This is a genomic window from Halobaculum sp. MBLA0143 (assembly GCF_041361465.1).
GTDB lineage: Archaea > Halobacteriota > Halobacteria > Halobacteriales > Haloferacaceae > JAHENP01.
In genome coordinates this window covers 80,105-103,057 of sequence record NZ_JBGKAC010000002.1, presented here as the reverse complement: position 1 = coordinate 103,057, position 22,953 = coordinate 80,105, and the positions used below count along the sequence as shown (strand labels likewise).

General features: G+C 69.3%; 28 protein-coding genes. 14 read left to right on the top strand and 14 right to left on the bottom strand.

The window, feature by feature from the left end; all coding sequences use genetic code 11:
- Positions 1 to 19: 19 nt before the first annotated feature.
- From thiC to RYH79_RS15990, 3 genes are all read right to left on the bottom strand, one after another.
- Entirely contained in the window at positions 20 to 1,498 is a 1,479-nt protein-coding gene (thiC, locus tag RYH79_RS16000) for a phosphomethylpyrimidine synthase ThiC (protein WP_370901159.1), read from the bottom strand.
- 69 nt (positions 1,499 to 1,567) lie between these two features.
- Entirely contained in the window at positions 1,568 to 1,777 is a 210-nt protein-coding gene (locus tag RYH79_RS15995) for a hypothetical protein (RefSeq protein WP_370901157.1), read from the bottom strand.
- 84 nt (positions 1,778 to 1,861) lie between these two features.
- Positions 1,862 to 2,074 (bottom strand): hypothetical protein, encoded by a 213-nt coding sequence (locus tag RYH79_RS15990; RefSeq protein ID WP_370901155.1) that lies wholly within the window; start codon positions 2,072 to 2,074, stop codon positions 1,862 to 1,864.
- A gap of 191 nt (positions 2,075 to 2,265) precedes the next feature.
- Here RYH79_RS15990 and RYH79_RS15985 point away from each other — a divergent pair, with 191 nt between their 5' ends.
- From RYH79_RS15985 to RYH79_RS15970, 4 genes are all read left to right on the top strand, one after another.
- The gene (locus tag RYH79_RS15985) at positions 2,266 to 2,475 is read left to right on the top strand and encodes a hypothetical protein (RefSeq protein ID WP_370901153.1); all 210 of its coding nucleotides are present in this window, start codon (positions 2,266 to 2,268) and stop codon (positions 2,473 to 2,475) included.
- Positions 2,476 to 2,566: 91 nt separating this feature from the next.
- Complete coding sequence (locus tag RYH79_RS15980; RefSeq protein WP_370901151.1) at positions 2,567 to 3,880, top strand: ATP-binding protein; 1,314 nt, start codon at positions 2,567 to 2,569, stop codon at positions 3,878 to 3,880.
- 63 nt (positions 3,881 to 3,943) lie between these two features.
- A complete protein-coding gene (locus RYH79_RS15975; RefSeq protein ID WP_370901149.1) occupies positions 3,944 to 4,675 on the top strand; it encodes an SDR family NAD(P)-dependent oxidoreductase in 732 nt (243 codons plus the stop codon).
- Between the two features lie 341 nt (positions 4,676 to 5,016).
- The gene (locus RYH79_RS15970; RefSeq protein ID WP_370901146.1) at positions 5,017 to 5,391 is read left to right on the top strand and encodes a CBS domain-containing protein; all 375 of its coding nucleotides are present in this window, start codon (positions 5,017 to 5,019) and stop codon (positions 5,389 to 5,391) included.
- 8 nt (positions 5,392 to 5,399) lie between these two features.
- Here the strand turns inward: RYH79_RS15970 and RYH79_RS15965 are convergent, their stop codons facing one another.
- The 8 genes from RYH79_RS15965 to RYH79_RS15930 all read right to left on the bottom strand — a co-directional run bounded on the left by RYH79_RS15965 (position 5,400) and on the right by RYH79_RS15930 (position 11,127).
- A complete protein-coding gene (locus RYH79_RS15965) occupies positions 5,400 to 5,996 on the bottom strand; it encodes a hypothetical protein (protein WP_370901144.1) in 597 nt (198 codons plus the stop codon).
- The gene (locus tag RYH79_RS15960; RefSeq protein ID WP_370901142.1) at positions 5,989 to 6,249 is read right to left on the bottom strand and encodes a hypothetical protein; all 261 of its coding nucleotides are present in this window, start codon (positions 6,247 to 6,249) and stop codon (positions 5,989 to 5,991) included. The genes RYH79_RS15965 and RYH79_RS15960 overlap by 8 nt, the downstream gene beginning before the upstream one ends.
- Positions 6,246 to 6,446 carry a hypothetical protein gene (locus tag RYH79_RS15955; RefSeq protein ID WP_370901140.1) on the bottom strand — a complete coding sequence of 67 codons (201 nt, stop codon included), beginning with the start codon at positions 6,444 to 6,446 and terminating at the stop codon, positions 6,246 to 6,248. Before RYH79_RS15955 ends, RYH79_RS15960 begins: the two co-directional genes overlap by 4 nt.
- Positions 6,439 to 6,927 (bottom strand): PadR family transcriptional regulator, encoded by a 489-nt coding sequence (locus tag RYH79_RS15950; protein WP_370901138.1) that lies wholly within the window; start codon positions 6,925 to 6,927, stop codon positions 6,439 to 6,441. The genes RYH79_RS15955 and RYH79_RS15950 overlap by 8 nt, the downstream gene beginning before the upstream one ends.
- Positions 6,924 to 7,058 carry a gas vesicle protein GvpD basic region 2 domain-containing protein gene (locus RYH79_RS15945; protein ID WP_370901136.1) on the bottom strand — a complete coding sequence of 45 codons (135 nt, stop codon included), beginning with the start codon at positions 7,056 to 7,058 and terminating at the stop codon, positions 6,924 to 6,926. Before RYH79_RS15945 ends, RYH79_RS15950 begins: the two co-directional genes overlap by 4 nt.
- A gap of 334 nt (positions 7,059 to 7,392) precedes the next feature.
- Positions 7,393 to 8,730, bottom strand: a complete 1,338-nt coding sequence (locus tag RYH79_RS15940; RefSeq protein ID WP_370901134.1) for a carboxypeptidase regulatory-like domain-containing protein — start codon at positions 8,728 to 8,730, stop codon at positions 7,393 to 7,395.
- A gap of 26 nt (positions 8,731 to 8,756) precedes the next feature.
- On the bottom strand, positions 8,757 to 10,298 hold the full coding sequence (locus RYH79_RS15935; RefSeq protein ID WP_370901132.1) for an Hsp70 family protein: 1,542 nt from the start codon (positions 10,296 to 10,298) through the stop codon (positions 8,757 to 8,759).
- Between the two features lie 106 nt (positions 10,299 to 10,404).
- Positions 10,405 to 11,127: a nucleotide exchange factor GrpE gene (locus tag RYH79_RS15930; protein ID WP_370901130.1), complete on the bottom strand. Its 723-nt coding sequence runs from the start codon at positions 11,125 to 11,127 to the stop codon at positions 10,405 to 10,407.
- 247 nt (positions 11,128 to 11,374) lie between these two features.
- On the opposite strand from RYH79_RS15930, the gene RYH79_RS15925 reads away from it, so the two are divergent.
- From RYH79_RS15925 to RYH79_RS15905, 5 genes are all read left to right on the top strand, one after another.
- Positions 11,375 to 12,664: an outer membrane protein assembly factor BamB family protein gene (locus RYH79_RS15925; RefSeq protein ID WP_370901129.1), complete on the top strand. Its 1,290-nt coding sequence runs from the start codon at positions 11,375 to 11,377 to the stop codon at positions 12,662 to 12,664.
- A 1-nt stretch (position 12,665) separates the two neighbouring features.
- Positions 12,666 to 13,442, top strand: a complete 777-nt coding sequence (locus RYH79_RS15920; protein ID WP_370901128.1) for a hypothetical protein — start codon at positions 12,666 to 12,668, stop codon at positions 13,440 to 13,442.
- Positions 13,443 to 13,531: 89 nt separating this feature from the next.
- Positions 13,532 to 14,362, top strand: a complete 831-nt coding sequence (locus RYH79_RS15915; protein ID WP_370901126.1) for a hypothetical protein — start codon at positions 13,532 to 13,534, stop codon at positions 14,360 to 14,362.
- A complete protein-coding gene (locus RYH79_RS15910) occupies positions 14,359 to 15,054 on the top strand; it encodes a hypothetical protein (RefSeq protein WP_370901124.1) in 696 nt (231 codons plus the stop codon). The genes RYH79_RS15915 and RYH79_RS15910 overlap by 4 nt, the downstream gene beginning before the upstream one ends.
- A gap of 27 nt (positions 15,055 to 15,081) precedes the next feature.
- Positions 15,082 to 15,855, top strand: a complete 774-nt coding sequence (locus RYH79_RS15905) for a hypothetical protein (protein WP_370901122.1) — start codon at positions 15,082 to 15,084, stop codon at positions 15,853 to 15,855.
- Between the two features lie 28 nt (positions 15,856 to 15,883).
- Here RYH79_RS15905 and RYH79_RS15900 read toward each other — a convergent pair whose 3' ends face one another.
- Complete coding sequence (locus RYH79_RS15900) at positions 15,884 to 16,309, bottom strand: hypothetical protein (RefSeq protein WP_370901120.1); 426 nt, start codon at positions 16,307 to 16,309, stop codon at positions 15,884 to 15,886.
- Between the two features lie 115 nt (positions 16,310 to 16,424).
- Between RYH79_RS15900 and RYH79_RS15895 the strand changes: the two genes are divergently transcribed.
- The 3 genes from RYH79_RS15895 (at position 16,425) to RYH79_RS15885 (ending at position 18,813) form a co-directional block, all read left to right on the top strand.
- Positions 16,425 to 17,339, top strand: coding sequence for an FAD-binding protein (locus tag RYH79_RS15895; protein WP_370901118.1), 915 nt, complete (start codon positions 16,425 to 16,427; stop codon positions 17,337 to 17,339).
- The gene (locus RYH79_RS15890; RefSeq protein ID WP_370901116.1) at positions 17,336 to 18,178 is read left to right on the top strand and encodes a DUF7260 family protein; all 843 of its coding nucleotides are present in this window, start codon (positions 17,336 to 17,338) and stop codon (positions 18,176 to 18,178) included. The genes RYH79_RS15895 and RYH79_RS15890 overlap by 4 nt, the downstream gene beginning before the upstream one ends.
- 449 nt (positions 18,179 to 18,627) lie before the next feature.
- Positions 18,628 to 18,813, top strand: a complete 186-nt coding sequence (locus RYH79_RS15885; RefSeq protein WP_370901114.1) for a hypothetical protein — start codon at positions 18,628 to 18,630, stop codon at positions 18,811 to 18,813.
- On the opposite strand, the gene RYH79_RS15880 is transcribed toward RYH79_RS15885, so the two are convergent.
- Entirely contained in the window at positions 18,814 to 20,841 is a 2,028-nt protein-coding gene (locus RYH79_RS15880; protein WP_370901112.1) for a hypothetical protein, read from the bottom strand. It lies immediately after the preceding gene.
- Between the two features lie 184 nt (positions 20,842 to 21,025).
- On the opposite strand from RYH79_RS15880, the gene RYH79_RS15875 reads away from it, so the two are divergent.
- Complete coding sequence (locus RYH79_RS15875) at positions 21,026 to 21,625, top strand: hypothetical protein (RefSeq protein WP_370901110.1); 600 nt, start codon at positions 21,026 to 21,028, stop codon at positions 21,623 to 21,625.
- A 6-nt stretch (positions 21,626 to 21,631) separates the two neighbouring features.
- A complete protein-coding gene (locus RYH79_RS15870; protein ID WP_370901108.1) occupies positions 21,632 to 22,357 on the top strand; it encodes a hypothetical protein in 726 nt (241 codons plus the stop codon).
- Between the two features lie 20 nt (positions 22,358 to 22,377).
- Here RYH79_RS15870 and RYH79_RS15865 read toward each other — a convergent pair whose 3' ends face one another.
- On the bottom strand, positions 22,378 to 22,941 hold the full coding sequence (locus RYH79_RS15865; RefSeq protein WP_370901106.1) for a GNAT family N-acetyltransferase: 564 nt from the start codon (positions 22,939 to 22,941) through the stop codon (positions 22,378 to 22,380).
- Between the last annotated feature and the right edge of the window lie 12 nt (positions 22,942 to 22,953).

Genomic DNA, 22,953 nt, shown 5'->3' with positions numbered 1-22,953 from the left:
GCCGACCGAACGCCGTCGCTCAGTCGTCTGCCGACTCCGTCGACTCCGTGGACTCCGTCTCCGGGTGGTCGGCGGGGGTGAACCGGACGCCGTCGATCTCGATCTCGTCGGGGACCCGACTCGTGTCGTGGGTGCCGACGGGCGGCTGGTTCGTCTCTGCCGCGGGAGAGGCGTCCAGATCGGTCGCGCCCTCCAACGCGGTCGTCTCCCCGTCGGCGTCGCGGGCGTCCTGGTCGATCCGCATCGAGCAGAACTCCGCGCCGCACATCGAACAGAAGCGGGCGTCCTCGTAGTTGTCCCCCGGCAGCGTCTGGTCGTGGAACGACCGCGCTCGCTCGGGGTCCAGCGCCAGGTCGAACTGTCTGTTCCAGTCGAACTCGTAGCGTGCCTCCGAGAGCGCGTCGTCCCAGTCGCGGGCACCTGGCTGGCCGACGGCCACGTCCGCGGCGTGGGCGGCGATCCGGTAGGCGGCGAGCCCGTCGCGCACGTCCTCGGCGTTCGGCAGGCCGAGGTGTTCCTTCGGCGTGACGTAACACAACATCGCCGCGCCGGCGCGAGCGGCCTCCGTCGCACCGATGGCGCTCGTGATGTGGTCGTACCCCGGCGCGACGTCCGTCACGAGCGGCCCGAGGACGTAGAACGGCGCCCCGTCACACACCTCGCGCTGGCGTTCGACGGCCGTCTCGATCTCGTCCATCGGGACGTGGCCCGGTCCCTCCACCATCACCTGGACGCCGTGGTCCCAGGCACGCCGAGTCAGCTCCCCCAGCGTGTCGAGTTCGGCGTTCTGTGCGGCGTCGTTGGCGTCCGCGATACAGCCCGGCCGGAGCCCGTCGCCCAGCGAGATCGTCACGTCGTGTTCGGCCAACACCTCGCAGATCCGGTCGTACGCCGTATACAGTGGGTTCTGCTCGCCGTGGTCCTCCATCCACCGCGCGAGGATCGACCCGCCGCGGGAGACGATTCCGGTCTTGCGACCGTCCGTCAGCGGGAGGTGTTCGGCGAGTACGCCCGCGTGGATGGTCTGGTAGTCGACGCCCTGTTCGGCGTGTTTCCGGATCACGTCCACGAGCAGGTCCGCCGACAGCTCCGTCGCGCCGCCGGCGCGCTTGACCGCCTCGTACACCGGGACGGTGCCGACCGGCACGGGCGAGTGCTCGACGTTGGCCGTCCGGACGGCGTCCAGGTTCGAGCCCGTCGAGAGGTCCATCACCGTGTCCGCACCGTAGTGGACCGCGGCGTGGAGCTTCTCCAACTCCGACTCGATCCCACCCGTCTCCTCGCTGTTGCCGATGTTGGCGTTCACCTTCGTGGAGAAGGCGCTGCCGATCACCATCGGGTCGAGACTGTCGTGTGCGTGGTTCGCGGGGATCACCGCTCGCCCCGCGGCTACCTCCGACCGGACGAACTCCGGCTCGCAGTTCTCACGCTCCGCGACCCGCTCCACGGCAGCCGTCACCTCGCCGTCGACCGCCCGCTCGCGTTGTGTTCGCGCCATCGACTACGCAGTGGTACCACAATGTAATAGAACTTGTGGGCCGTTGCCGGATCGACCGACCGCGACCACTCACCCGACCGCCGCGATCCCCCCGACGACCCCGACGACGCCGACGGCCACGAGGACCGGGTAGAACACCGCCGCCAGCGCGACGTGCGCCAGGACCGCGGCGACGACGGTCACCGTCACCGATCCGTGCCCCCCGGGTCGTCGTGCCCGTGTCTGTCGCTGCCCGTCGGTCGTCGACACGCCGTGTGCGTGGGTGCCTGGTGTCGTCACGTACGCTCGTTCGGTTCGCCACGCAGTAAGTGTAATCTGAACGACATTTCTGTTCGCGCGGAAACAGAAGCGTCGTTCTGCGGCTCACGCCGCCGCCGCGACGCCTAAGACCGCGCCGACGGCGCCGACCGCGGCGACGCCGGCAGCGCCGGGAAACAGCAGCGTCGCCAGCGCGACGTGTGCCAGGACCGCGGCCGCGACAGTCGCCGCCACGGACCCGCGCCGACCGGTCTGTGCGTCGGTGGTCGTCTCGTCGACTGTCCCGTGTGCGACCGTTCCGTAGTGTGACCCGTTCATCGTACCTCTCTCTACAGGTGCCACCCCCCTCACTGGTCTGGGCGACTGTCCAGACGGGCGTCGTCCGAACGGTCTCACAGTGCAGTCCCCCCGTCGGCGGTACCTCCCCTCCGTGTCTCACAGTGCAGACACTGGGTGAGTCGGCGTCACGAGCCACTGGAGTGAGGAGGGAACGGGTCGTCGAGGGAGGTGTGAGCACGGAAGCCCAGGGAGACGACGGAGGAATCGTCTCACGACTGACCTGCGCGGAGATGGACCACGACGACTACGTCGCGTCTGCGACAGCGCTCACGGTCGTCGCCACCGTGACGTTCGACTCGGGTCCGTACCTCTCGGGGGCGATGTTCGTCGCCGCGATCGGGTTCTGGGCCGCCGCGGCCCGCGCCGGCGACGAGGAGTGACCCGACTCCCCCCGCGAATGTGTCGTATCTGACACGATTCCACAGTATCTGAACGCAACACTCTCTATCTGTCGGGTCAGAGTTGCACGGTATGTACTACGGGCCCGACTCGGAGGACTCGGTGGCGTTCGTGTTTCGTGCAGGTGCCGACGAGCCGACGGTCGGGGCGTCGTGGTTCGACGGGACGGTGCCGCCGGGGTCGGTCGCCGACGAGGTGCGAGCGCTGACGGCGACGGCACACGTAGACGGGCGGGCGGCTCGCAGCGTGGAGTGGCCGACGACGCCGGCCGACCACCCCGAAGAACGGACACAGGTGACCCTCGTCGGCCGACCGGACGAGCGTGACGAGGGAGTCGTCGTCGTCGGCCTGACGGCCGCCAGCCCGGCACAGACGGACTACGAGGCACGGGCGACTGCGATCGAGGCGTCGATGGACGGGATCGCGGTGTTGGCGACCGACGAGACGTACGACTACCTCAACGACGCCCACGCCGCGGTGTACGGCTACGACTCTCGGACCCCGTTCTACGGGGAGACGTGGGAGATGTGCTACGAGCCAGCCGAGTGTGAACGGTTCCGCGAGGAGGTCATACCAGAGCTGTACGAGACGGGCACCTGGCGCGGGGACGCGACCGGGCTCCGCCGCGACGGGTCGACGTTCCCACAGGAGCTGTCGCTGAGTCTCACTCCGGACGAGCGCGTGGTGTGTGTCGTCCGGGACGTGACGGAGCGTCGGGAGCGAGAGGCGAAGCTCCGGGCTCGCGCCGAGCGTCTGACCGAGTTCTCCCGGCTCCTGGCACACGACCTCCGGAACCCGCTGGCGGTCGCGCGGGCGAACGCGGAGTTCGTGGAGATGGAGCCGGAGAACAGCGAGGAACGCCTCCGGGCGTTGTCCAACTCCCTAGACCGGATCGACGAGCTCATCTCCGACGCGCTGGGGTACGCCCGCGCCGGCGACAGCGTCTCACAGGCGGAGCTAGAGAACCTGTCGCTGTCGCGTGTCGCGTCGATGGCCTGGGACACCGTCGAGACCGGCGAGGCGTCGTCGTCGCTGGAGTCGGGTGGGTCGTTCGAGGCCGTCGAGTCACAGTTACGCCAGGTGTTGGAGAACCTGTTCCGCAACGCCGTCGAACACGCCGACGAGCCACCGACCGTCTGGGTCGGGGAGCTCCCGGACGAAGCGGGCTTCTACGTCGAGGACAGCGGCCCCGGGATCGCCCCCGCGAACCGGGACCGGGTGTTCGAGGTGGGCTACTCCACGAACGACCACGGGACGGGCTACGGCCTCCCCGGCGTCGAACGCATCGCCGTGGAACACGGCTGGGAGATAGACGTGACGGACGGGCGGACCGGCGGCGCCCGCTTCGAGATCCGGACCGATCCACCAGCGACGGACGAGGCCTGAGCCGTCGGGCCGCGCGACCGCCGAACCGAAGCCGACAATACGGTGGTACCACGAGGGTATCGGGTGCGAGTGTTAGTCACTGGCGGCAGTCGAGGGATCGGACGCGCGACGGCAGAGCGACTCGGCGGCGACCACGACGTGGCGGTCGGCGACCGGGAGTCCGCAGACGCGGCGGCGACCGTCGCCGAAACTGTCTCGGACGCGGGGGCGACGAGCGTCACCGTCCAGGCGGACGTGCGCGACCCGGACGCGGTCGACGAGATGGTCGCGGCCGCGGCAGACGGGCTCGGCGGGTTGGACGCCGTCGTCGACAGCGCCGGCGTCGTCGACCCGGCCCGGACGCCGGAGACGACCGACGAGCAGTTCCGGCGCGTGATCGAGACGAACCTGACGGGCTCGTTCTCCGTCGCGCGGGCGGCGCTCGAACACGTCGCCCCCGGCGGCGACGTCGTCTTCCTGTCGTCCGTCGGCGGCACCGCGGGGACGGTCGACGCGAGCTACGCCGCGAGCAAGGCCGGGCTCCACGGGCTCACCCGGGCGCTGGCCCGAGAGTACGGCGAGGAGGGCGTCCAGGTGAACGCGGTCGCTCCCGGCCCGGCGGAGACGGACATGAACGACGAGATCCTGACGTACCTGGAGTCGGTCGACTTCCGCGGTCACGAGAACGTCGACACCCACCTCCCGCAGTACGCCTGCGAGCCGGGAACGGTCGCCCACACCGTAGAGTACCTCCTGGAGAACGACTACATCCAGGGCCAGGTGCTCCCGGTCGACGGCGGGATGCAGTTCCGGTGAGGCAGACCGACTCGCTGGCGGGTCGACGGCCTCACTCGTGAGTCCAGGTCGCTTCCCCTCGGCTCGGTGCCGTCACGTCGGGGGGACTCGCCAGGGCGCCGTAGCCGGGGCGAAGTCGTTCCGGAAGGCGTCGAACTGGCGGAGCCGACGGTCCCGGAGCCGACGAGACCTGCGACCGCGAACCGACGGGCGGAGCGGCGATCGCACAGGAACTGAACTGTGGGCCGTGTCGTCCACAGGATCAGCCGGTGTGGACGTATCGTGAGAGTAGTTCCCCGCCCCCGACCACGTCGCGTTCCGTTTCCCCGCCGTTCAAGTCCCGGGCGGGTGCGGGTGAACGTGTGTCGAACCCAGTCTCGGAGTACCAGACCACTCCCGTGTTGACCGTCGAGCCCGACGAACCTCTCTCGGAGGCCGTCCGAGCGATGGACGCCAAACAGATCCACTCGTTGGTCGTCGTCACGGACGACTGTCTCGCAGAGGGGGTGTTCACCTCGACCGACCTCCTGCGGGCGGTCGCGGACGACACCGCCCTCGAGGCGGCCACCGTCGGCGACTACATGACCGCCGACGTGGTGACGGTCGCGCCCGACGACGACATCCACGAGGTCGCCGCCGTGATGGAGGACCACGACATCGGTCACGTTCCGGTCGTGAGTGACAGCGTCGAGGGGATCGTCACGGAGTCGGACCTCCGGCAGTTCCTGGCGAGCTAGTCCTCGCCTCACGACCGTCGCTTCGGGTCGCTCTCGATCCACCGCCCCGGCCACGTCGTCGCGGTACCACCGTCCGTCTCCGGACGGTCCGTCCGCTCCAGCGCCGCCGCAATCTCCGCCGGCGTGAGATCGAGATCCGACGGCCTGGCCGTTCTCGTCGTCCCGGTCGAGTCCGTCGCCCCGGTGGTGACGGTGTCGTCCGACTCCCCCTCGACTCCTTTCGACTCGCCTGCATCCGCTGTCTCACTGTTCTCTCTCGTCCCCACAGTCCCACTGTCCTCTCTCGTCCGTGCAGTCTCACTACCTTCTCTCGTCCGTGCGGTCTCACTCTCTCCCCTGTCGGCTCGCTCCCGCTCGCGGCCACCTGGTCGATCGGTCCCCCCGTCGCCCGTGCCGGCGGTGCCCGGGCGACCGGTGTCGACGGGAGCGCCGAGGCCGTGAGACGCGACCGTGTCCGTGTCGGTTACCTTCGCTCGGATCTCGACTTCCACGGGCTGCGTCTCCTCGCCGCACACCGCCACGTCCGCGTTCACGACCACTCCGTCGCCGAGCAACGCCTCCAGCAACTCCGCGAGTTCCTCTCGGGTCGCTTCCGAGTCACTCACTGTCGTCACCTCCGTCGCCGAGCCCCGACCCGACGGTCGTGTACCCACCCTCGACTGCGAGCTGCACGGCCGACACCCGGCTCCGGATCGTCGCGTCGGCAACCCGTGCGTTCGGGTCACCGACGGTCACCTGGCCGATCTCTCGTCCGTCCGCGAGCACGACCACCTCCGCGCCGTCGCCGCCGCGGTCGGGTGTGTCGAGACTGTCGCCGCCGTGGTCCCTCCGGTCGTCGCCGCGGTCTCGGTGAGTCACCGCACCACCTCCACCCGGTCGTGGGGTCGCTCGTGGGTCGTCTCGGCCGTCACTGGCCGGCCCGCCGACGCCGTCTTCCGCTCGTGGGACGTCTCGCGGCCGCGTTCGCCGGTCTCGAACGGCAGTCTGTTCTCGCGTGAGGCGTCGGGGTGGCTCCCGCCGACCGTCTCGGTCGGTCTGCCGGCGCGGTCACTCACGGCCGACCGCCTCCGGAGCCGCTCGGTCTGCGCTGGCCACCGACAGCCGCTTCACCAGCAGCGCGAACACGAGGAGTCTGTTGACCCGCCGGTCCACCGCCGCCAGCTCCGCTCGTGGCTCCGCGAGCGTGTACATCTTCCGTCGCGTGAGCTCGTTCACCTCGACGGCGCCCTCCTCCGCGAGGTCGTTGAGGTGCGGGTACACGGTGCCGGGGCTCAGCTCCGTCCCGAACAACCGCTGCACGTCTCCCAGGAGCTGTTTGCCACACGCACCCTCCCGGCTGGCGATCAGCAACAACAGGATCTCGTCGAGGCAGACGAGCACCACCTCGTCACGCACCTCGTGGAGCCCCTCGCCGCCGAGGGTCTGTTCGTCCGTCGCTGTGCCGTCAGTACTCCCGAGCAGTGTCTCTGCCTCCGGGACGGGGACCGGGTCTTCACCCTCGATCTCCGCCAGGAGCTCTGCTAGTAGTCTGTTCATTGGACTATCTCCGTGCGTGTGATCTCGCGGACCGCACCCGACCCGTCGACGCCGATCCCGAGCACCGGCGTCAGTGGGAACTCCCCGTACGGAACGGCCGCCTCGCCGCGCCGTGTGATCTCGATGTCCATCTCACGCCCCGTGTGGTTACACTTGACACACCCTGTGGTGGTAGGGATACCCGGATCTTCTCGGGGAGTTGGAACAAGAGCCGGAGTCGTGGGGCTGGTTCGTCGCTCGATCCAGAGAACTACACACCCGTCAGACACTGTCGGCAACTGCGACGCCGCCATCCCGACGACGGTCCCCTCCCCAACACCGTTCAGTCGAGCGGCCCGGCGAGATCGACCGGGAGCGGGCCCGCGAGCGACGCTTCACACGCCCGAGTCGTCTTTGCGACGGCGTCTGGAGTTCCGGGCCCGCGTCGCCACACAACACTCGCGGGCCCGTCGTCGGGGTCGCCCGTCACGACGATCGCTCCCGGTCGACGGTGACCCGCAGTTCCCCCGACTCGAACCCGCCGGCCTTCCGCGCCGTGACGACGTGTTCGCCCGGCGGGAGCCGGATCGCCGCCCGACCGCGGTCGTCCGTCGCCGTCTCCTCACCGGCGGCGGTCACGGTCGCGCCCGCCACCGGGCGCCCCCACTCGTCTCTGACGACGACCCGGCCGACGGGCTTGCGCGCCGTCGGCCGGTCGACGACGGACAACGCCAGCGTCGTCCGTTCGGGCGCGACCGTCAGCGTACGCTCGGCGGGGTCGACCCCCGGCTCCGACGCCGTCGCCCGCAGCGTGTACGACCCCGGCACCGGGACGGACAGCCGCGTCCGCCCCGCGCCGTCCGTCGTGTCGGCGACCAACGACTCCTCGCCGCGGCGGACGGCGACCCGAGCCGCTTCGACCGGGCGTCCGGCCGTGTCGCGGACGATCACACCGAACGACGTGTCCGGCCGGACGGTCGCTGGCGCCTCCACCGACAGCGCGTCGCCGGCAGGCTCGACCGTGACGACCGTCGTCGCGGGCTCGTAGCTCCGGTCGGAGGCGTCGTCGGTCGCGGTGACCCGGAGCTCACCCGGGCGAGTCGGCCCGAGGGTCACGGTGCCGTGAGTCGCGTCGTGCGTCTCTCCGCGGTCCGTGTGGACGGTCGCCCCGCGGACGAGTCCGCCGTCGGACTGTCGCCGAACGGCGACTTCGAGGCTGTCGCCGACCGCCACCCGTGTCGCCGAGCAGTCGAGACACAGCGCCACCGTCTCCGGCACCACCGTGACGGTCGTCCGCGCGACCCGGCCGTCCGCCCGGGCGACGACCGTCTTCGAGCCCGGCTCCGTCACAGTCACCGTCGCGCGGCCGTGGGCCACCGACGCCGCGGCGTCGCCGACGACCACCTCCCCGTGGTCGAGCCTGTCGCCGGTGGCCTCCCGCACCTCGACCACCACCGGCTCGCCGACGACCACCGTCTCCGAGCGTGGGAGTACCGACAGCGTCGGTCGTTCGTCGTCTGTGTCGTCCGCTTCGTCGTCGGGCCCGTCCGCCTCGTTGTCACCGTCGTCCGCGTCGTCGCCCGTCTCGCGGTCGAGACGCAGACGCGGCGGCGGGAACTCACCGTCCGAGAGCAACGCCTCCTCGGCCGCCCGGACGGCGTGGAAGCGGTCGCGGACGGCACGCTTCTCTGGCTCCGGGTGGTGGTCGGGGTTGAACTGTGACTTGGCGTGAGCGGCCGCCAGCTTCACCTCCTCGTGGGAGGCGTCCGGCGGGACGCCGAGACACTCGTGGGCCGTCTCTGCCGTCGGATCGGGGTCGGTCACGGATCGATCACCGGGTCGCGGTCGTGCTACAGGACGGTCGGCAGGTCCTCACGGACACGCCGGAGTTCTTCGTCGGTCGCAGCCTCTTCTCGCGTGATCTCGACGCCGTCCTCGATGCCGGACTCCTCGCCGACGGACTCGTCCCAGGCCCGCGGTCGGAGCACGCCGCTCTCGTCGAGCTCGAGTTCGACGGCGATGTTGGGGACACCCGCCGGCGCGTCGCGGATGTTGTCCAACACGAACGACTCGATCAGCTCGTTGTCGCGCGCCCGGTCGGCGTCACCCTGGTACACCTCGATGCTGGCCTTCTCCTGGCCGTCCTCGACGGTGCTGTAGCCGTCGCGGGTCGCCCGTACCGGCAGCGTCTCGTTGTTCTCGATGATCCGCGAGAAGGAGCCGTCGTGGACGCGGATCCCCAACGGATCCGGCGCGACGCCTAAGATCCCGCCCCCGTCGGCGCCGTCCGCGTCCGGGTCCAGTCCCGCTCGCGAGGCGATGATCTCCGCCTGTTTGGCGGCGCCCATCGCCACCGCCTCGTCCGGGTTCACCTCCTTCGAGGGCTCCTGGCCGAAGAACTCCGAGACGGCGTCCTCGACGTGTGGCATCTTCGAAGCGCCGCCGACCAACAACACCGTGTCCACGTCGTCGACTGCGATCCCGTCGAGCTCGTCGAACAGGTCCCCACACACCTCGACCGTCTCGTCGACCAGATCACCCGTCACTTCCTCGAACGTCTCGCGGTCGACGGTCAGCTCCAGGTTCGTCTCCGGCCGGATGAACGGCACCCGCACTTCCGCCTCCGAGGCGTTCGACAGCGTGTGTTTCGCGGACTTGACGGCTTGACGTACCCGTTCGCGTTCCTGGTGGTCCTCGCGCACGTCGATTCCGGATTCGGCTTCGAACGCCTCGGCGACGTGATCCAGCAGTCGCTCGTCGAAGTCGTCGCCGCCGAGCCGCTGGCGGCCGTCCGTCCCCTGCACCTCGTACAGGTCCGCCTCCGGCACGATCTCGACGACGCTCACGTCGAAGGTGCCGCCGCCGAGGTCGTACACGGCCACGGTCTCGATAGGGTCGTCGCGCTCCCGGAGCCCGTAGGCCGCACACGCCGCCGAGGGTTCGGGGAGGAGCCGTAACACGTCGACGCCGGCGTACTCCGCAGCCCGTTCCGTCGCCCGCCGCGCCGGCTCCGGGAAGTCCGCCGGGACCGTCACCACCGCCTCCTCCGGGCGCGAGCCCAGCGACTCCTCGGCCGTGTCCAGGGCCTTCCGGAGCACGAGCGCCGAGATCGTCTCGGGGGTGTGTTCCGTCATCGTGTAGCTGTCGTCCGGCACCTGGTAGGTCGCGTCCGTCCCCACGTCGCGTTTGACAGACTCGAACGTCGCTTCCGGGTCCGTCTCCAGGTAGCCCGTCACGTCGTTGCCGACGATCACCTCGTCGTCGCCCTCCGTGAACGCGACCGCCGAGCGGGTCGTCCGCTCCCCGCGGAAGTCCACTACCTTCGGCAGGTCGCCGACCTGCTGTGCGGCCACCGTGTTCGTCGTCCCCAGGTCGATTCCGATGGCTGTCATCGAACTGGTATCCCCGGGCGCGAGTCTTATACCCACCGCACGGGCCCCCGATCACGCCCGGACGCCGAGACCGTCCGAGCCGCGGACCACTCTCGAGCGGCGACTGTCACTCCGCGACGTACACCCTCGCCTTCGAGACCACGTCGCCCTCGACGGCGAAGCCCGGGGCGTGAACCTCGACGATGGTCCCCGACGGAGCGTCGGCGGCCACCGTCCGCTCGACCGCGTGACGCTCGCGGTCGAGTTCCGTCTCGGGCCCCGGGTCCAGAATCGCCACGTCCTGGTCGGCGAGCACGGCCTCGAACCCGGAGCGCGTCATCTCCACCCCCTCGCGCAGCGCCTCGGCGTCCGTCGTCTCGTCTCCCAGTGCCCGCCCGAGCGGGGCGTACACCTCTGCGAGCAGCCCCTCGACGAGGTCGGCCGTCAGCCGCCGCCGCCGCTCCGCCAGTCGTTCCTCCTGGGTCTCGATGTAGTCGTCCACCTCCTCGCGTTTGGCCTGGAGCTGCCGCTCCCGCTCGGCGACCGCCCGGCGGAGCCGTTCCACCTCGGACTCCAGCGTCTCGACACGCTCGCTCGGGGGGGTGCCGTTCGTCGTGTCGTCGTCGTCGCTCGTGTCGCTGCCGCCCGTATCGTCGTCAGCGTCGCTCGTGTTCCCGTCACTCTCGGCCCCCTCCACACGCTCCAGCCCGGCACAGAGCCGTTCCGCCTCCGACTCCGTGAGGTGGCCGCGGTCGACGAGCTCGACTAGCTTCTGTCTCGTCTCGAGGTCGCTCGACAACGGGCTGTCGCTCGCCGCGTCGGTCCCGTCCGCCTCGTCGCTCGTGGTCAACTCTGCCGGTCGTTACCGAGGCGAGGACATGAATCCGGTGGTGTGGGGGACCGAGAACTGTCGGCGCTCCCCCGTCGCCGAGAGCCGTCGGTCCCTCCCGTCGCCGCGAGCCGTCGACGCCCCTCGTCGCCGCGCTGTGCGGGACGGGTGCGGACGACGACCGAGTCGGCGGTCACCCACTCACCGTCCGACTCCACCGCAGAGCCACTCCCGCCCAATTTAAATCCCTCCCGACGGAGACGAGACCGTGACACGACAGCCGACGCGTCGTGGCCTCCTCGCGGCCGGGCTGACGGCGGCGACGGCGGGCTGTGGCGGAGTGGTCCCGGACGCGGACGACCCCCCGACCGAGACGGAGTGGCCGACGCGGGGCGGCGACCCGGCGGGGAGCTACCACACGACCGCGAGCGGCGCACCGACGGACGACCCGGAGCTACTGTGGCGGGCGACCGCAGACGAGATCTCCCCCGGCCAGGAGCCGATCGTGTACGGCGGTCGGATCTACCCCGCGCAGGACACGCCGGTGAGGGTGGAGACGGCGACGGGTGCCGTGGACCGCGACGGCGTCTCGTTCCGGTCGACGCCGGCCGTGGCCGTCTCCGACGGCTACCGGAACGCGACGGTCGTCGGGCTCCGCAACACCCACGCGAGCGAGACGCTGCTGGGGCCGGAGTTCCTGGGCGCGTTCGTCGCGGTCAACGCCGACCCCGTGGCCGGTCCCCGGACGCGCTGGCGGTGGCGCTACCCCGGACCGCCCGGGGCCGTGACGCCCTGGGACATGGACTCCCCGGTCGCGCCCGTCGCGGCCGGCGACCGCGTCCTCTTCGGCGGCCGGTTCTACGTCGAGAACGTCACCGAGCGGCGAGCGTTCGGCGGAGTCGTCGCCGTCGACACCGGGAGCGGCCGGACGCTGTGGCGACACCGCGAGACGGACGACGGCGATCCGGTGCCGTTCGGGCGCCCGTCCGTCTACGACGGCCGGGTGTACGTGGGGTCGCTGCGTGGCACCGTCTACGGCTTCGAGCTGGCAGGGGGACGGCGCGTCTGGACCCACGGTCTCGACGACGACGTTCGATCGCCGGCGGCGGTCGTCGGCGCGCCGGACGCGGTCGTCACCGTCACGCCGAACGCTCTCGTCGGGCTGGACCACGCCGACGGGACGCAACTGTGGCGCACACCGTTCGAAGGGCGCTTCGACCCGGCGACGCGCCAGGCGATCACCGTCGGCGACGGCTCGGTGTACCTCCCGATCAACCCCGGTGGCGGCAACGAGACGGCGCTGTCGGCGTTCGACGCCGCCACGGGCGAGCGCCAGTGGCGCGTGGTCGTCGCCCGGCTGTCTGGAACGCCTGTGCTCGCCGACGGGCTGTTGTACTACGGCGACGGGGGCGGTGTCGCCGCACACGCGGCGGCCGACGGCAGCCGACAGTTCCGGACGGACGTCGACGGCGCGGCGGCGCTCGGGACGCCCGCGATCGACGACGACGCGCTGTACGTCGTCGGCGACGGGACCGTCTACGCGCTGGGAGGGACGTAGCGTGGTGCGTTCGGACTTCCTCCTGTTCGTCCGCGACGCCGTCACGACGCTGCGGCGCCGGCCGCGCCTGGCCGTCCCGTTTCTGGTCGCCGCGGTCGTCGGCGCCGTCGCCGACGCGCTCCGGCTCGTCGGTCCCCTCCCCGTCCGCGTCTCCACCGCCGTCTCGGGGGGGTGGACGAACGTCTACACCCAGCCCGCCCCGGGCGTGGTGAGCCCCGTCTGGACGACACCGTGGGCGACGCTCGGGCTGGCGCCCGCGTCGCTCGCGTGGTTCCTCGTGGCCGCCGGCGGGACGGCGGTCGCCGGCGCGGCCGCGACGACGGTCGTGATCCACCGCGCGCCGTTCGGGCCGACCGTCGACGGCTCGCTGCCCCGCCGGGTGGCGTGGGCGGCGCCACAGATCGCCGCGTTCGAACTGCTCGTGGTCGCCGCCGCGACGGCACTGACTGCCGTCGCCGTCACTCGCGGCATCCTGGCGCACGGGCTGTTCTTCGTCGGGACGTTCCTCGGCGGGCTGACACTGCTCACTCCCGCCGCGCTCGTCGAAGGCCTGTCGTTGCCGCGTGCACTGGCCCGCTCCATCCGACTGACCGGCCGCCAGCCGTGGACGTTCACCGTCACGCTCGTCGCCGTCGGCGTCGCCGCGAACACCGCCGTCAGTCTCCCGGCACTGCTCGGGCTGCCGGTGGTCGTCGGGACCGCGCTCGGCACGCTCGCCGTCGGGTTACCGTTCGCGTTGGTGGTCGCCGCGGCGGTCGAACGGACCGACGTGGAGTGAGTGGGTGTCGACTGTTGTTGAATGTCATCACCAATTAATATACGAGAAAGAACAAAAGGTATAAGAAGACAGGTGGTCTTCTACGAAGTGTGGGATCGATCTATCATACTGTCACCGACGGCGGTGACGAGTGTGCGGACAACAGGCGCGCGTACGTTCGCCTGTATCCCAACAGCTCGTCGGTCGAACAGTACGTACAGGACACGTCGTCGACGCTCGTGAGCGCACTCCAGACCGCACTGGAGGAACTGCTCGCGCACGGTGCGATCAACTACTACAAGATTTACCGATTCCACGCAGACGACTACTACTACCCGTGCGTGAGCACGGACGGTGACATCGGGGGAGCGTTCAGGGAGTTCTTGGACGGGTCTGCGAGCCCGGGGTGTCCGAACCCGAACGGAACCGGTGACGATCTGTTCTCGGTGATCGGCGCCCACACGCTCGTCCACAACGGGGAGTGTAAGACGGAAGAGGTCTCGGGCGGGGCCGGCGACGACTGTGGTTCGAGCACGGAGGGCTCTGCATTCTCGACGGGCCGGATGTGCTGGACGAGCGCGACCTGTTCCACTCAGTCGAGCAAGGTCAAGGCCGGTGCCGTTCAGGAGCCGCTCCACCAGTTCATCATGTGGACCCACCCGGACGTGAAGTCACGACTGTACGATCACGACGGGGGCGGAATCGACCACATCGACGAACACTCGCTGGGTCGGATCAACAGCGCCTACGAGGTCACGCCGATGTTGGCGTACCACGAACTGGAGTTCGACCCGTCGGAGACGTGCAACGGGAGTGCGTCGGACTACGGTGACACGTACACGGCGAGTCTCTCCGAGTGTACGAAGAAGGCGGTCGAGGACATCGCGTACGACTCGACGTGCAACGACCAGCCGACGCTCGAAGGGGGGTGTTCGTCGTGACCGACGGCGTCGGTCGTCGCGAAGTTCTCCGTTCCGTCGGCGCGGCCGGCGTCGGCGGTGCGGTGATCGGCGGCGCGAGACTCGCGGAGGCGGAGCCGACGGGCCACGCCCCGACGCGAACGGTCGACGTCGGGGTTCAGTACGAACTCCCAGACGGCCCCGACTACTTCGCCACCGAGGTCGACGGCGACTACCTCTACACCGTCGAACCCGGCGAGCGGGTCGTCGTCCACCGTCACGTTCCCGATCGGGTCGACGACCTGTTCGAGCAGCAACACACTGTCTTCGGAGCGGTCGACGTACACGCACCACCGGAACGAATCTCCGGACCGAAGGTGCAGCGCGTCCCCACCGAACTGTCACGGAACCGAATCGTTCGGCGGTCGGTGAGTCTGGCGGAGCCGATCAGACCGCCGACCGTCGTCGCTCGCGCCCGCGGCCCAACGCAGGAGCCGATGGTAGTCGTCGAAGGCGACCGGGTGACGCTCTCGTCGGGAGAACGGCGCAGGCTCGAACTCGACCCCGTCGAACTGACCGTGACCACTCGACACGAGACGGACGAGGTGGTCGCCGTCGAGGGTGTCCCGGAACACGAGTGGGGGGTGAAGACGGAGTTCGACTCGACGACGGTTCAGGCGGTACCGACGGTGACGCTGAAGAACCACGGGAAACTAGACGTAGCGAAACTCTGAACTACTACTCTATCCGAGCTAGATCCCGTGAACAGAAGACGACTCCTCCGTCTCGTGGGCGCAGCAGCGGCGACGAGCGCCGGCTGTCTCGGCGGCGGGAGCAGTCAGTCGACCACGACGGAGTCCCGGCGAACGAGTCACACGACGGAGCGGGACACCCAGACGTCGACGGCGCAGGCGACACCGACGGAGACTGACAGGTCGGCGCCGACGGCGACGGAGCGCGACACCCAGACACCGGCCCAGACGGACGCCGCCACCGAGCCGACGGCTCCGACCGACAGCCCGACCGAGGAGTGGACGCCGACGCCGGACCTCTGTTTCGGCGAGGGGACTCGGTACCCCGCGTTCGGGGAGCCTGTCGAGATCGACACGTTCGAACTCACGGCGAGGCGAGCGACGCTGACACAGACGTACGGGCTCGATCACACGGAGGAGACGTACCGACTCTCCGACAGACAGTACGTCATCACGGAGTTCGAGGTGACGAATCTCTCCCACAGACGTGACGAGTGGACCGAAGTCCGGACGTTCGAGTACGTCACTGCCGACTGTGGGCAGTACGACGTTCTCGGCTCGATTCCGTGGCCGGGACGCGACCAGCCGGTCTACGAACTCGAACGGGTCGGCCACTTCAAACAGGGGCTCACCAGTGGGTACGCACTGGTCCCTGGCGAGACCGGTCGCGTCTGGTACGTCGGGTTGTTGCCAGCCGAGTTCTCGGCGACCGAGATCGAACTGGCGTTCTACGGCGAGGACGGTGCGTTTCCGCTCCGTTGGCGACTGGACGAGGGTCGTTGACGAGGGTTCGGGTCGCTCGCAGTCGGTGTCACAACCGATCCAACGCGTCGTTCACGTCGAACTCCTCGGTCGTCGTCTCCCCGTCGTGGCCGAGCGTCGTCTGCGTGCTCTCGTCGGGGTCACTCCCCGCGTCGGCGTCGGCGGACTCGTCGCCCGCGCCGTCTCCCTCGGTGCCGTCGTCGCCTCCGTCGTCGTTCCCGACGGACGCGACCCGGACGTGATCGTGGTCGGTCGCGTCCGTCGTCACGGTCGCGTCGTACCAGTGTGTGGCACTGCCGACGGCACCGTCCGGGTCCGGGTCGACGGCGACGACCCCGTCGACCTCGACTTCGAGGGCGACGGCGATCATCTCGAAGTGGGTCCACCCGTCCGGGAGCACTCGCGGGAGGTTCGCGGTCTCGTAGGCCCACGACTCGACGGCCAGCGTGGCCGGCTTCGTCTCTGTACGTGTCACGTCCGTGCCAAGGGCGCCGGCCGTATCTCTCCTGCGGTGCGGCGGCGCCGTCGCCTCACCCGTCCCCCCACGACCGACCGAAAGACACTCGTGTCTTTAGGCAAGCCTAAAACGTATGGACGAGGAGACGAGCGACCGAGCGTGGGACGCCGTCGTCGTCGGCGGTGGTGTCGCCGGACTGACGGCGGCGACGTTCCTCGCACGGGCAGACGAGGCGACGCTGGTGGTGGACGCCGGGGGGTCGATCCTCCGTCGTAACGCACACCTGGAGAACTTCCCGGGGTTCCCGGACGGTGTGGACCCCAGACGACTCCTGAGTCTCCAGACCGAGCAGGCCGCGACGGCCGGCGCGACCCACGCCACCGGCCGCGTGACCGACGTGACCGCGGTCGAGGACGGCTTCCGGGTGACCGTCGCCGGCGGCGACCCAGAGGACGGCACGAGCGACGCGGGCGACCCGAACGACGAGACGGACGACGGTAACACCCGCGACGTTGGCGATAGCGACGCGACCGACGCGACCGACGCGACCGACGCGACCGACGCGACCGACGGCGACGCAGGCGACGAGCCGAACGACACGACAGTGCTCACGACGAATCGGATCGTCGCGGCGACGAAGAACGCGGTCGGCTACCTCGACGGCGTCGGCGTCGATCTCCGGGAGCACGGGAAGACGTTCGTCGAGACGGACGAGCGCGGCCGGACGGGCGTTCCGGGGTTGTACGCGGCCGGACGGCTGGCGGGCAAGCCACACCAGGCGGCCGTCTGTGCCGGCCACGGTGCCGAGGTCGCGGTGACGGTGTTGGAGGACTCCGACGAGCCGTTCTACCACGACTGGGTGACACCGGCCGGCTACTTCACCGACCGCGGCCGCGAGGTACCGCCGGGCTGTGAGGAGATCGACGCCGCAGAACGCGAGCGCCGGGGGGAGACCGCCCGGACGGCGACCCGCGAGACGTTCGCGGAGCCACACCCGGAGCCACAGGAGACACACCCGTCGTTGGAGCCGCGGGGTGACGAGACGTGACAGACGGGGCCGGCGTCCGGACGGAGATCGACACCGCCCGCGATCGGGTCGCGGCCGAGAGGGAGCGCACGAAACGGAAGCTGTCGGCGTTAGACGAGTTCCGCGACCGCGTCCAGTCGTTGGAGCCGGCCGACCCGGGCCAGCCCGGCTCCCCCGACGGGCCGGGAGTGTCGCCGGCGACGCCCGGCGGGGGCCTCGGCGGCGTCGGGACGGACGTGGACACACGCGCCTCGGGCGGCGGCTGTCGCACCGTGCGACGTGCGTTCGCCGACTGCCTCGGCGACGCTGCGGGCGACCCGGGTGACAGCCACGACACGGTCCACGAGGCGATCGCGGCGGAGCTGTCCGACGAGGTGGCCGTGGCGCTCGCGGCCGCCGACGGCGGCGGTCGGCTCACCCCACAGCTCCAGCGGGGCGTGCTCGCGGAGGCGAGCCGCCGACGCTCGGAGCTGTCGGTGATGGAGAGTGCACTCCGGCGCGAAGACGAGAGCCTCGCGACGGTGACCGAGCCCGTCGACACGACCGTCGACTGGCTCCGGGAGCACGACCCGACGCCGCTGTCGGAGCTGTCGTTCGACGAGTTGGCGCGCTGGCACCGGACGCTCTCGGCGTTCCGCGACCGACTGGACGAGACCGTCGCCGAGCGACAGAGGTTCTTAGACGAGACGACCGGCGAGAACGGCACCGTCGGGATCAGACACGCCGACCTCGTCGCGTACCTCTACGACGGTGACGGGAGTGACGACACGCACCCCGTCTTGGTCACGGTCGGACGACTGGACGAGACGTGTGCAGAAGCACAGCGGGCGCTGCGTGAACACCTGGTCTGTCGAGTGTAGCCACACCCCGTCGGCTCCGGACCGTGCCGCCTCGGACGGTGTCGACCCGTCGGTCGGCCGATCGCCCCGCCGGCCCGCTGTGTTCACTTCCTCGTGTGGACCATAAAGTTGTTTACGCCACAGACACAACTACGGCTAAGAATGTACGCGCAGGCGAGAGACGGTACGATCCACCACGTGAAGTGCGACCGGGTGCCAGACGACGCGACGGTTCACGTCGCAGTCTCGCAGTCCCCTTCCGGGGAGTGTGAGTGCCACGAGCTGTTGTGAGGGCTGTCGAGGGTCCGGCTCTCCACGGACGAAGCGACGGTCGCCGGTCCGGCAGAGATCCGACCGTCTCTCGTCACAGACCGAGTGTCCGACCCGAGATCGAGTAGAAGAACTGTGACGGCTATTAGAACTACTTCCGATACGGTAAATACTATGTAGGTTCGGAGCCCGATGCGTGTATGGCACGCAACAGCCTGTTCACAGTGGCTTCGGCACTCGCACGTCGACCGCGGCTCGTCGTCTCGTTGGTCGTCCTGGTTCTGCTGGCGACACAGGGAGCAGTCGCCGAGTCCGGTGACCTCGTGGCGTCTCCCGCGGAGTACGGGGACGCGGACCTCGGACCCGACTCGGGCGGGTCGTCGTAACTACACCCAGGACTGGTCGTTCGGCCACCTGAGACTCCCGTCGACGGTGACGGGACTGTCTAGCTGATCCAGTAGCTCGTGGAGTTCTCTGCGGTCGAGTTCGTGAACGCTCCCGTCGCCGGGGACTCGGCAGCCGTCGTTCAGGTCACCGCTCATCGCAGCGCCGGGCAGGATCGGTTGGTCGTGGACGATCTCGACCCGGTAGCGACCGTCGGTCGGGCTCTCGACAGTCACCGTCGGCGGGAGCTTCGCGTCGCTCAGCGCGATCACCCTCGTGCCGTCCCCGATCGCGACGTACTCGTCGCTGTCACGAGGCGCCTGTGCCCGCTCGAGTGCGGACGCGACGGGCCACCCCCGAGCGACGAGCCTGGCCCAGTCGCGGCCGACCTCACGACTGTCCAGCGAGTAGATGATGTCTCGGGTGACGACGCCGGCGGTCGCCCCAGCCTCGATCAGGCTGCGCCCGATGGGGTGCGTCTCGCAGGCGTCGAGGAAGAACGCGGTCGTCTCCGTTCCCGACAGGGTCTCCGGCAAGAAACCGCCGTCGACACAGGACAGTCCGGCGTCGGCGTCCGCGTGCCCGATGAAGTGAACCAGATCCGGGGACGACTCGAACGTCGACGCCAACTCGTCGACCGTCGGCGAGACGAGGCGGTCGACCGTGATCTCGAAGCTCCCGTCCCGTCCCTCGAAGGCGGAGGTCGCCGCCTCTAGCTCGGCAGTCGTGTCGACGAACTCGCCGTCGTCTTCCTCGAAGTGGGAGGCAACCACGATCTCCAGTCGTTCACCTTCGTCGCTGCCGCCCGACGGAACGACACTGTGACCAGGTTCCACGGTGTCCGGGAGCAGGACGAACCCCTCGGTGGGGACGTTCGGAGCCAGCCAGCCGTGTGTCCGCCCGGACACGGACGCCGGTGTCACATGAGTGATCGACGACGTCATGGGCTCGTCGTCGTGGGCCATCGGCACGTCTTCCGTCTCACCGTCGTGTTCGGCGACGGTGACGACCGGCCACCGGTCTAGCAACGGGAGGAGCGACCGGACGTTCTCCAGGCTCGGCGCGACGGAGACGGCGAAGTGCCACTCCGGGAACTCGTCGAGGACGGTCGCCGGCTCGACGACGTCGAGGTACCGACGGAGTCGGCTCGCGGGCGACTCCTCTAGGAGTCGCTCCGGATCGAGCCCGTAACTGTCGAGCAGACCGAAACGAGCTACCTCTCGCCCCTCCCTGTGGCCACACCGCACGAGCCTGTCGAGCCAGAAGACGTACTGTAGCAGTTGCTGTGGCGTGTACTCCCCGTTCCGACCGACGTCGAACTCCTCACCGTTCAGTTGCAGTGTCGGTGCTGTCGTCATCGGTCCGACGCTGACGGCGCCACGGAGGTAGTAGACGAGTGGTGCCGCCACAGCCATCTCCGCGAGGTCGGCCGGGAGGCGGAAGACGACCCCCGGTCGGCGGTCGGGCGACAGTTGCTCGGGTATCTGTCGGTGGTCCGTCCACTCGACCGGCGCAGGAGTCGTGTCCTCCCGCGGCGAGGTTCGCAGCGGGCTTCGCTCGGTGCCACCGTGAACCACGGACAACGCCTCGGCGAAGCCACGTATCGACTCGGGAACTCGCACGGTCGGTCGGGTCGTCCCGCTCAGGGCACCGATCCAACAGTGGAGTCGTCCGAGAGCGTCGACTTCGATCTCCTCGCCGTCGGTCTCGACTGTGACAGCCGCGGCCGGTGTGTCCACCCAGCAACGGAGCGGTGTCTGTGCGTCGACCCGGAGTCGGATCGGCGACTCGTAGTCCGACGCGGCCGTGCTGCTGTCGTGCGTGCCGATCCGTCGTCCGGTCTCGTCCAACACCGCGATCGTCGCCAGCGGGAACCGCAGCGACTCCGGCGACAGCCGCAACACGTCGTAGTCGTCGGTCGACACCGGACGAGGGGACACCGACCCGCCCTCCCACCCCGGCGCACGCACCCTGACCGCGCTCCCCCCGTCGCCCGCGGCGACCCCTTCGTCAGTTAGACGACAGTTCACGTTCGGCCTACTCCCTCGGTATCGTAAGTATCTCACGCCGGCGCTGTCGCCGACGCGATGCGTACGTTCCGAATCCCTCACAATTATATGGGGTCGGGCGTCATTTGGCTGTGTGGACGCGGTGGTTCAGAATGAAAGTTAAAGGAACAACGGCGTCGGCGGGACACGAGATGGAGGGCCGCAGATGTCCGTGAGGAGCCTGCTCGGGTTTCGTACGGAGCAAAACGAGGAGGTGACCGGCAGCCTCGTGTCTGACTCGGCCGAGGCCGCGCCCGACGACGGGTGGATCTCCGACGGCGGCGTGACCCAGGAGCAAACCGGGCCACAGTCCCGACGCGACTGGCTGTTACTCCTCTTGTACGCGACCGACACGGACGGCGATCACGCTCCGGTTTCCGGTCTCCCGACGCTGTCGATGTCGTTGTTCGTCCTCCAGCGGAACTTCGACGAGTTCCTCGACACCCGACTCCCGTTCACCTTCGAGTCGTCGGAACTCGGGCCGACCGACGGCGAGCTGGAGAGTGTCGTCTCCGATCTCCGCGGGGAGTACCTCACTCGCAACTCGCTCCCGGAGTCCGACGGCCAAATCGACGAGTACGAGTACGCGCTGACGGAGGAGGGGAGAGACTGGGCAGAAGATCAAGTCGACTCCCTCTCCGATCAGGAACGGAACGAACTCTACCGTGTGAAACGGCAGGTCGCGCTCGGCGACACTGGCGACCTCGTCACCTACGCCTATCGGAAGGACAGCAGTATGTTCGAGGGCAACCTCGTTCGGCGATAACACTCGATGGTGGAGCTGTCGGTCGTCGTCGGGGGAGTCTCTGTGATCGTCGGGATCGTGTACGGAGGCGGTCGTACGTACGCCAGCGAACGCGAGTATCTCGACGAAGAGTACAGCGGGAGCATCGGCGTCGCACGGGAGCGTCTCGAACACGAGGCGCTCGACCCGTTAGAGGGAGTTGTGACGACAGTCGTGGAGTTCGAGGTAGACCGACTAGAAGAGCGGCTCGACGACGAACACGGACAGACCGACGGCGGACGCAGTGAGTCGGTGACGTCTGGCGATCCGGGTTCGATCCTGGCAGAGGCACTCGACGAACACAACACGACGGAGATCTCCCTGAAAGACGTGATCGACTCCGACGAGTACGACTTCGACACCGACGTAGGCGGCGAGGGAGAGCTGTTAGAGCGGCTCACCGACGAACTTCGGGATCCGATGCAGCGGCGGCGACGGCTCGACGAGATTCCGAGCGAGCACACCACCTATCAGCGGCGCGCGCGCTGGTCGTACTACGCCAGTGGTCTCCTCCCCTTGCTCGCGGTCGGGAGTGTGGTTGCCTGGCAGTTGGCCAACGCTGGTGCCAAGCTTCTCACCGTCGGGGCCGCGGCAGGAGTAGTGTCTCTCGTCGTCACGGGCGGTCTCTCGTTGTGGTACGAAGAGAAGCAGGAGGGACTCAACGACGAACTCGTCGAGATACTGCGCGAGACGGACGCGCTCGTCGACGACTGACCTGCTTCACCACCCCTCCGTCACTCCCTGACCGCGCGCGCCGCGTACACGGTGAACGCCGTCTCCGTCGTCTCGACGAAGCCGGCCCGGCGGAACAGTCGTCTGGCGTCCTCGTTCGTCCGGGCGACGGACAGCCAGATCGACGAGACGGCCGTCTCGCGGGCGTGAGCCAGGCCGCTGCGGAGGAGCTCCGTCCCGACCCCGGCCTCGCGGTAGTCGGCGGCGACGAACAGGCCGAGCTCGTGTTCGCCCGAGCGGTCCGGCACGAGCGCGAGGTGTCCGACGGCCGTCCCGTCGTGCCAGGCGACGACGGACGGCCCCGACAGCACGGACGACAGCCACTCGTCTAGGGCGTCGTCGTCGGCCGGCGGGACACCCTGTGAGCGGTCGGCCGCCTGGAAGCTGTCGTGCAGCGCACGGACGGCCGCGCGGTCGCTCGGCTCGTAGACTCGGTAGACGACCTCGCGGTCGGTGCGGTCCGTCGCGGTGTGGGGGAGGTCGACACTCGTTCCTGCGGGGGGCTCGCGTCCGTCGACCCCGGTCGACGGTCCGTGCGTCGCCGTCTCCTCGGTGTCTCCGTTCATACGCGTACGCTG

What these genes read in the sequence shown, in the direction of transcription:
- thiC (WP_370901159.1), bottom strand. Translation starts at nt 1,498, where the DNA reads ATGGCGCGAACACAACGCGAGCGGGCGGTCGACGGCGAGGTGACGGCT.
- RYH79_RS15990 (WP_370901155.1), bottom strand. Translation starts at nt 2,074, where the DNA reads ATGAACGGGTCACACTACGGAACGGTCGCACACGGGACAGTCGACGAG.
- RYH79_RS15980 (WP_370901151.1), top strand. Translation starts at nt 2,567, where the DNA reads ATGTACTACGGGCCCGACTCGGAGGACTCGGTGGCGTTCGTGTTTCGT.
- RYH79_RS15950 (WP_370901138.1), bottom strand. Translation starts at nt 6,927, where the DNA reads ATGAACAGACTACTAGCAGAGCTCCTGGCGGAGATCGAGGGTGAAGAC.
- RYH79_RS15945 (WP_370901136.1), bottom strand. Translation starts at nt 7,058, where the DNA reads ATGGACATCGAGATCACACGGCGCGGCGAGGCGGCCGTTCCGTACGGG.
- RYH79_RS15935 (WP_370901132.1), bottom strand. Translation starts at nt 10,298, where the DNA reads ATGACAGCCATCGGAATCGACCTGGGGACGACGAACACGGTGGCCGCA.
- RYH79_RS15895 (WP_370901118.1), top strand. Translation starts at nt 16,425, where the DNA reads ATGGACGAGGAGACGAGCGACCGAGCGTGGGACGCCGTCGTCGTCGGC.
- RYH79_RS15885 (WP_370901114.1), top strand. Translation starts at nt 18,628, where the DNA reads ATGGCACGCAACAGCCTGTTCACAGTGGCTTCGGCACTCGCACGTCGA.
- RYH79_RS15875 (WP_370901110.1), top strand. Translation starts at nt 21,026, where the DNA reads ATGTCCGTGAGGAGCCTGCTCGGGTTTCGTACGGAGCAAAACGAGGAG.
- RYH79_RS15870 (WP_370901108.1), top strand. Translation starts at nt 21,632, where the DNA reads ATGGTGGAGCTGTCGGTCGTCGTCGGGGGAGTCTCTGTGATCGTCGGG.
- RYH79_RS15865 (WP_370901106.1), bottom strand. Translation starts at nt 22,941, where the DNA reads ATGAACGGAGACACCGAGGAGACGGCGACGCACGGACCGTCGACCGGG.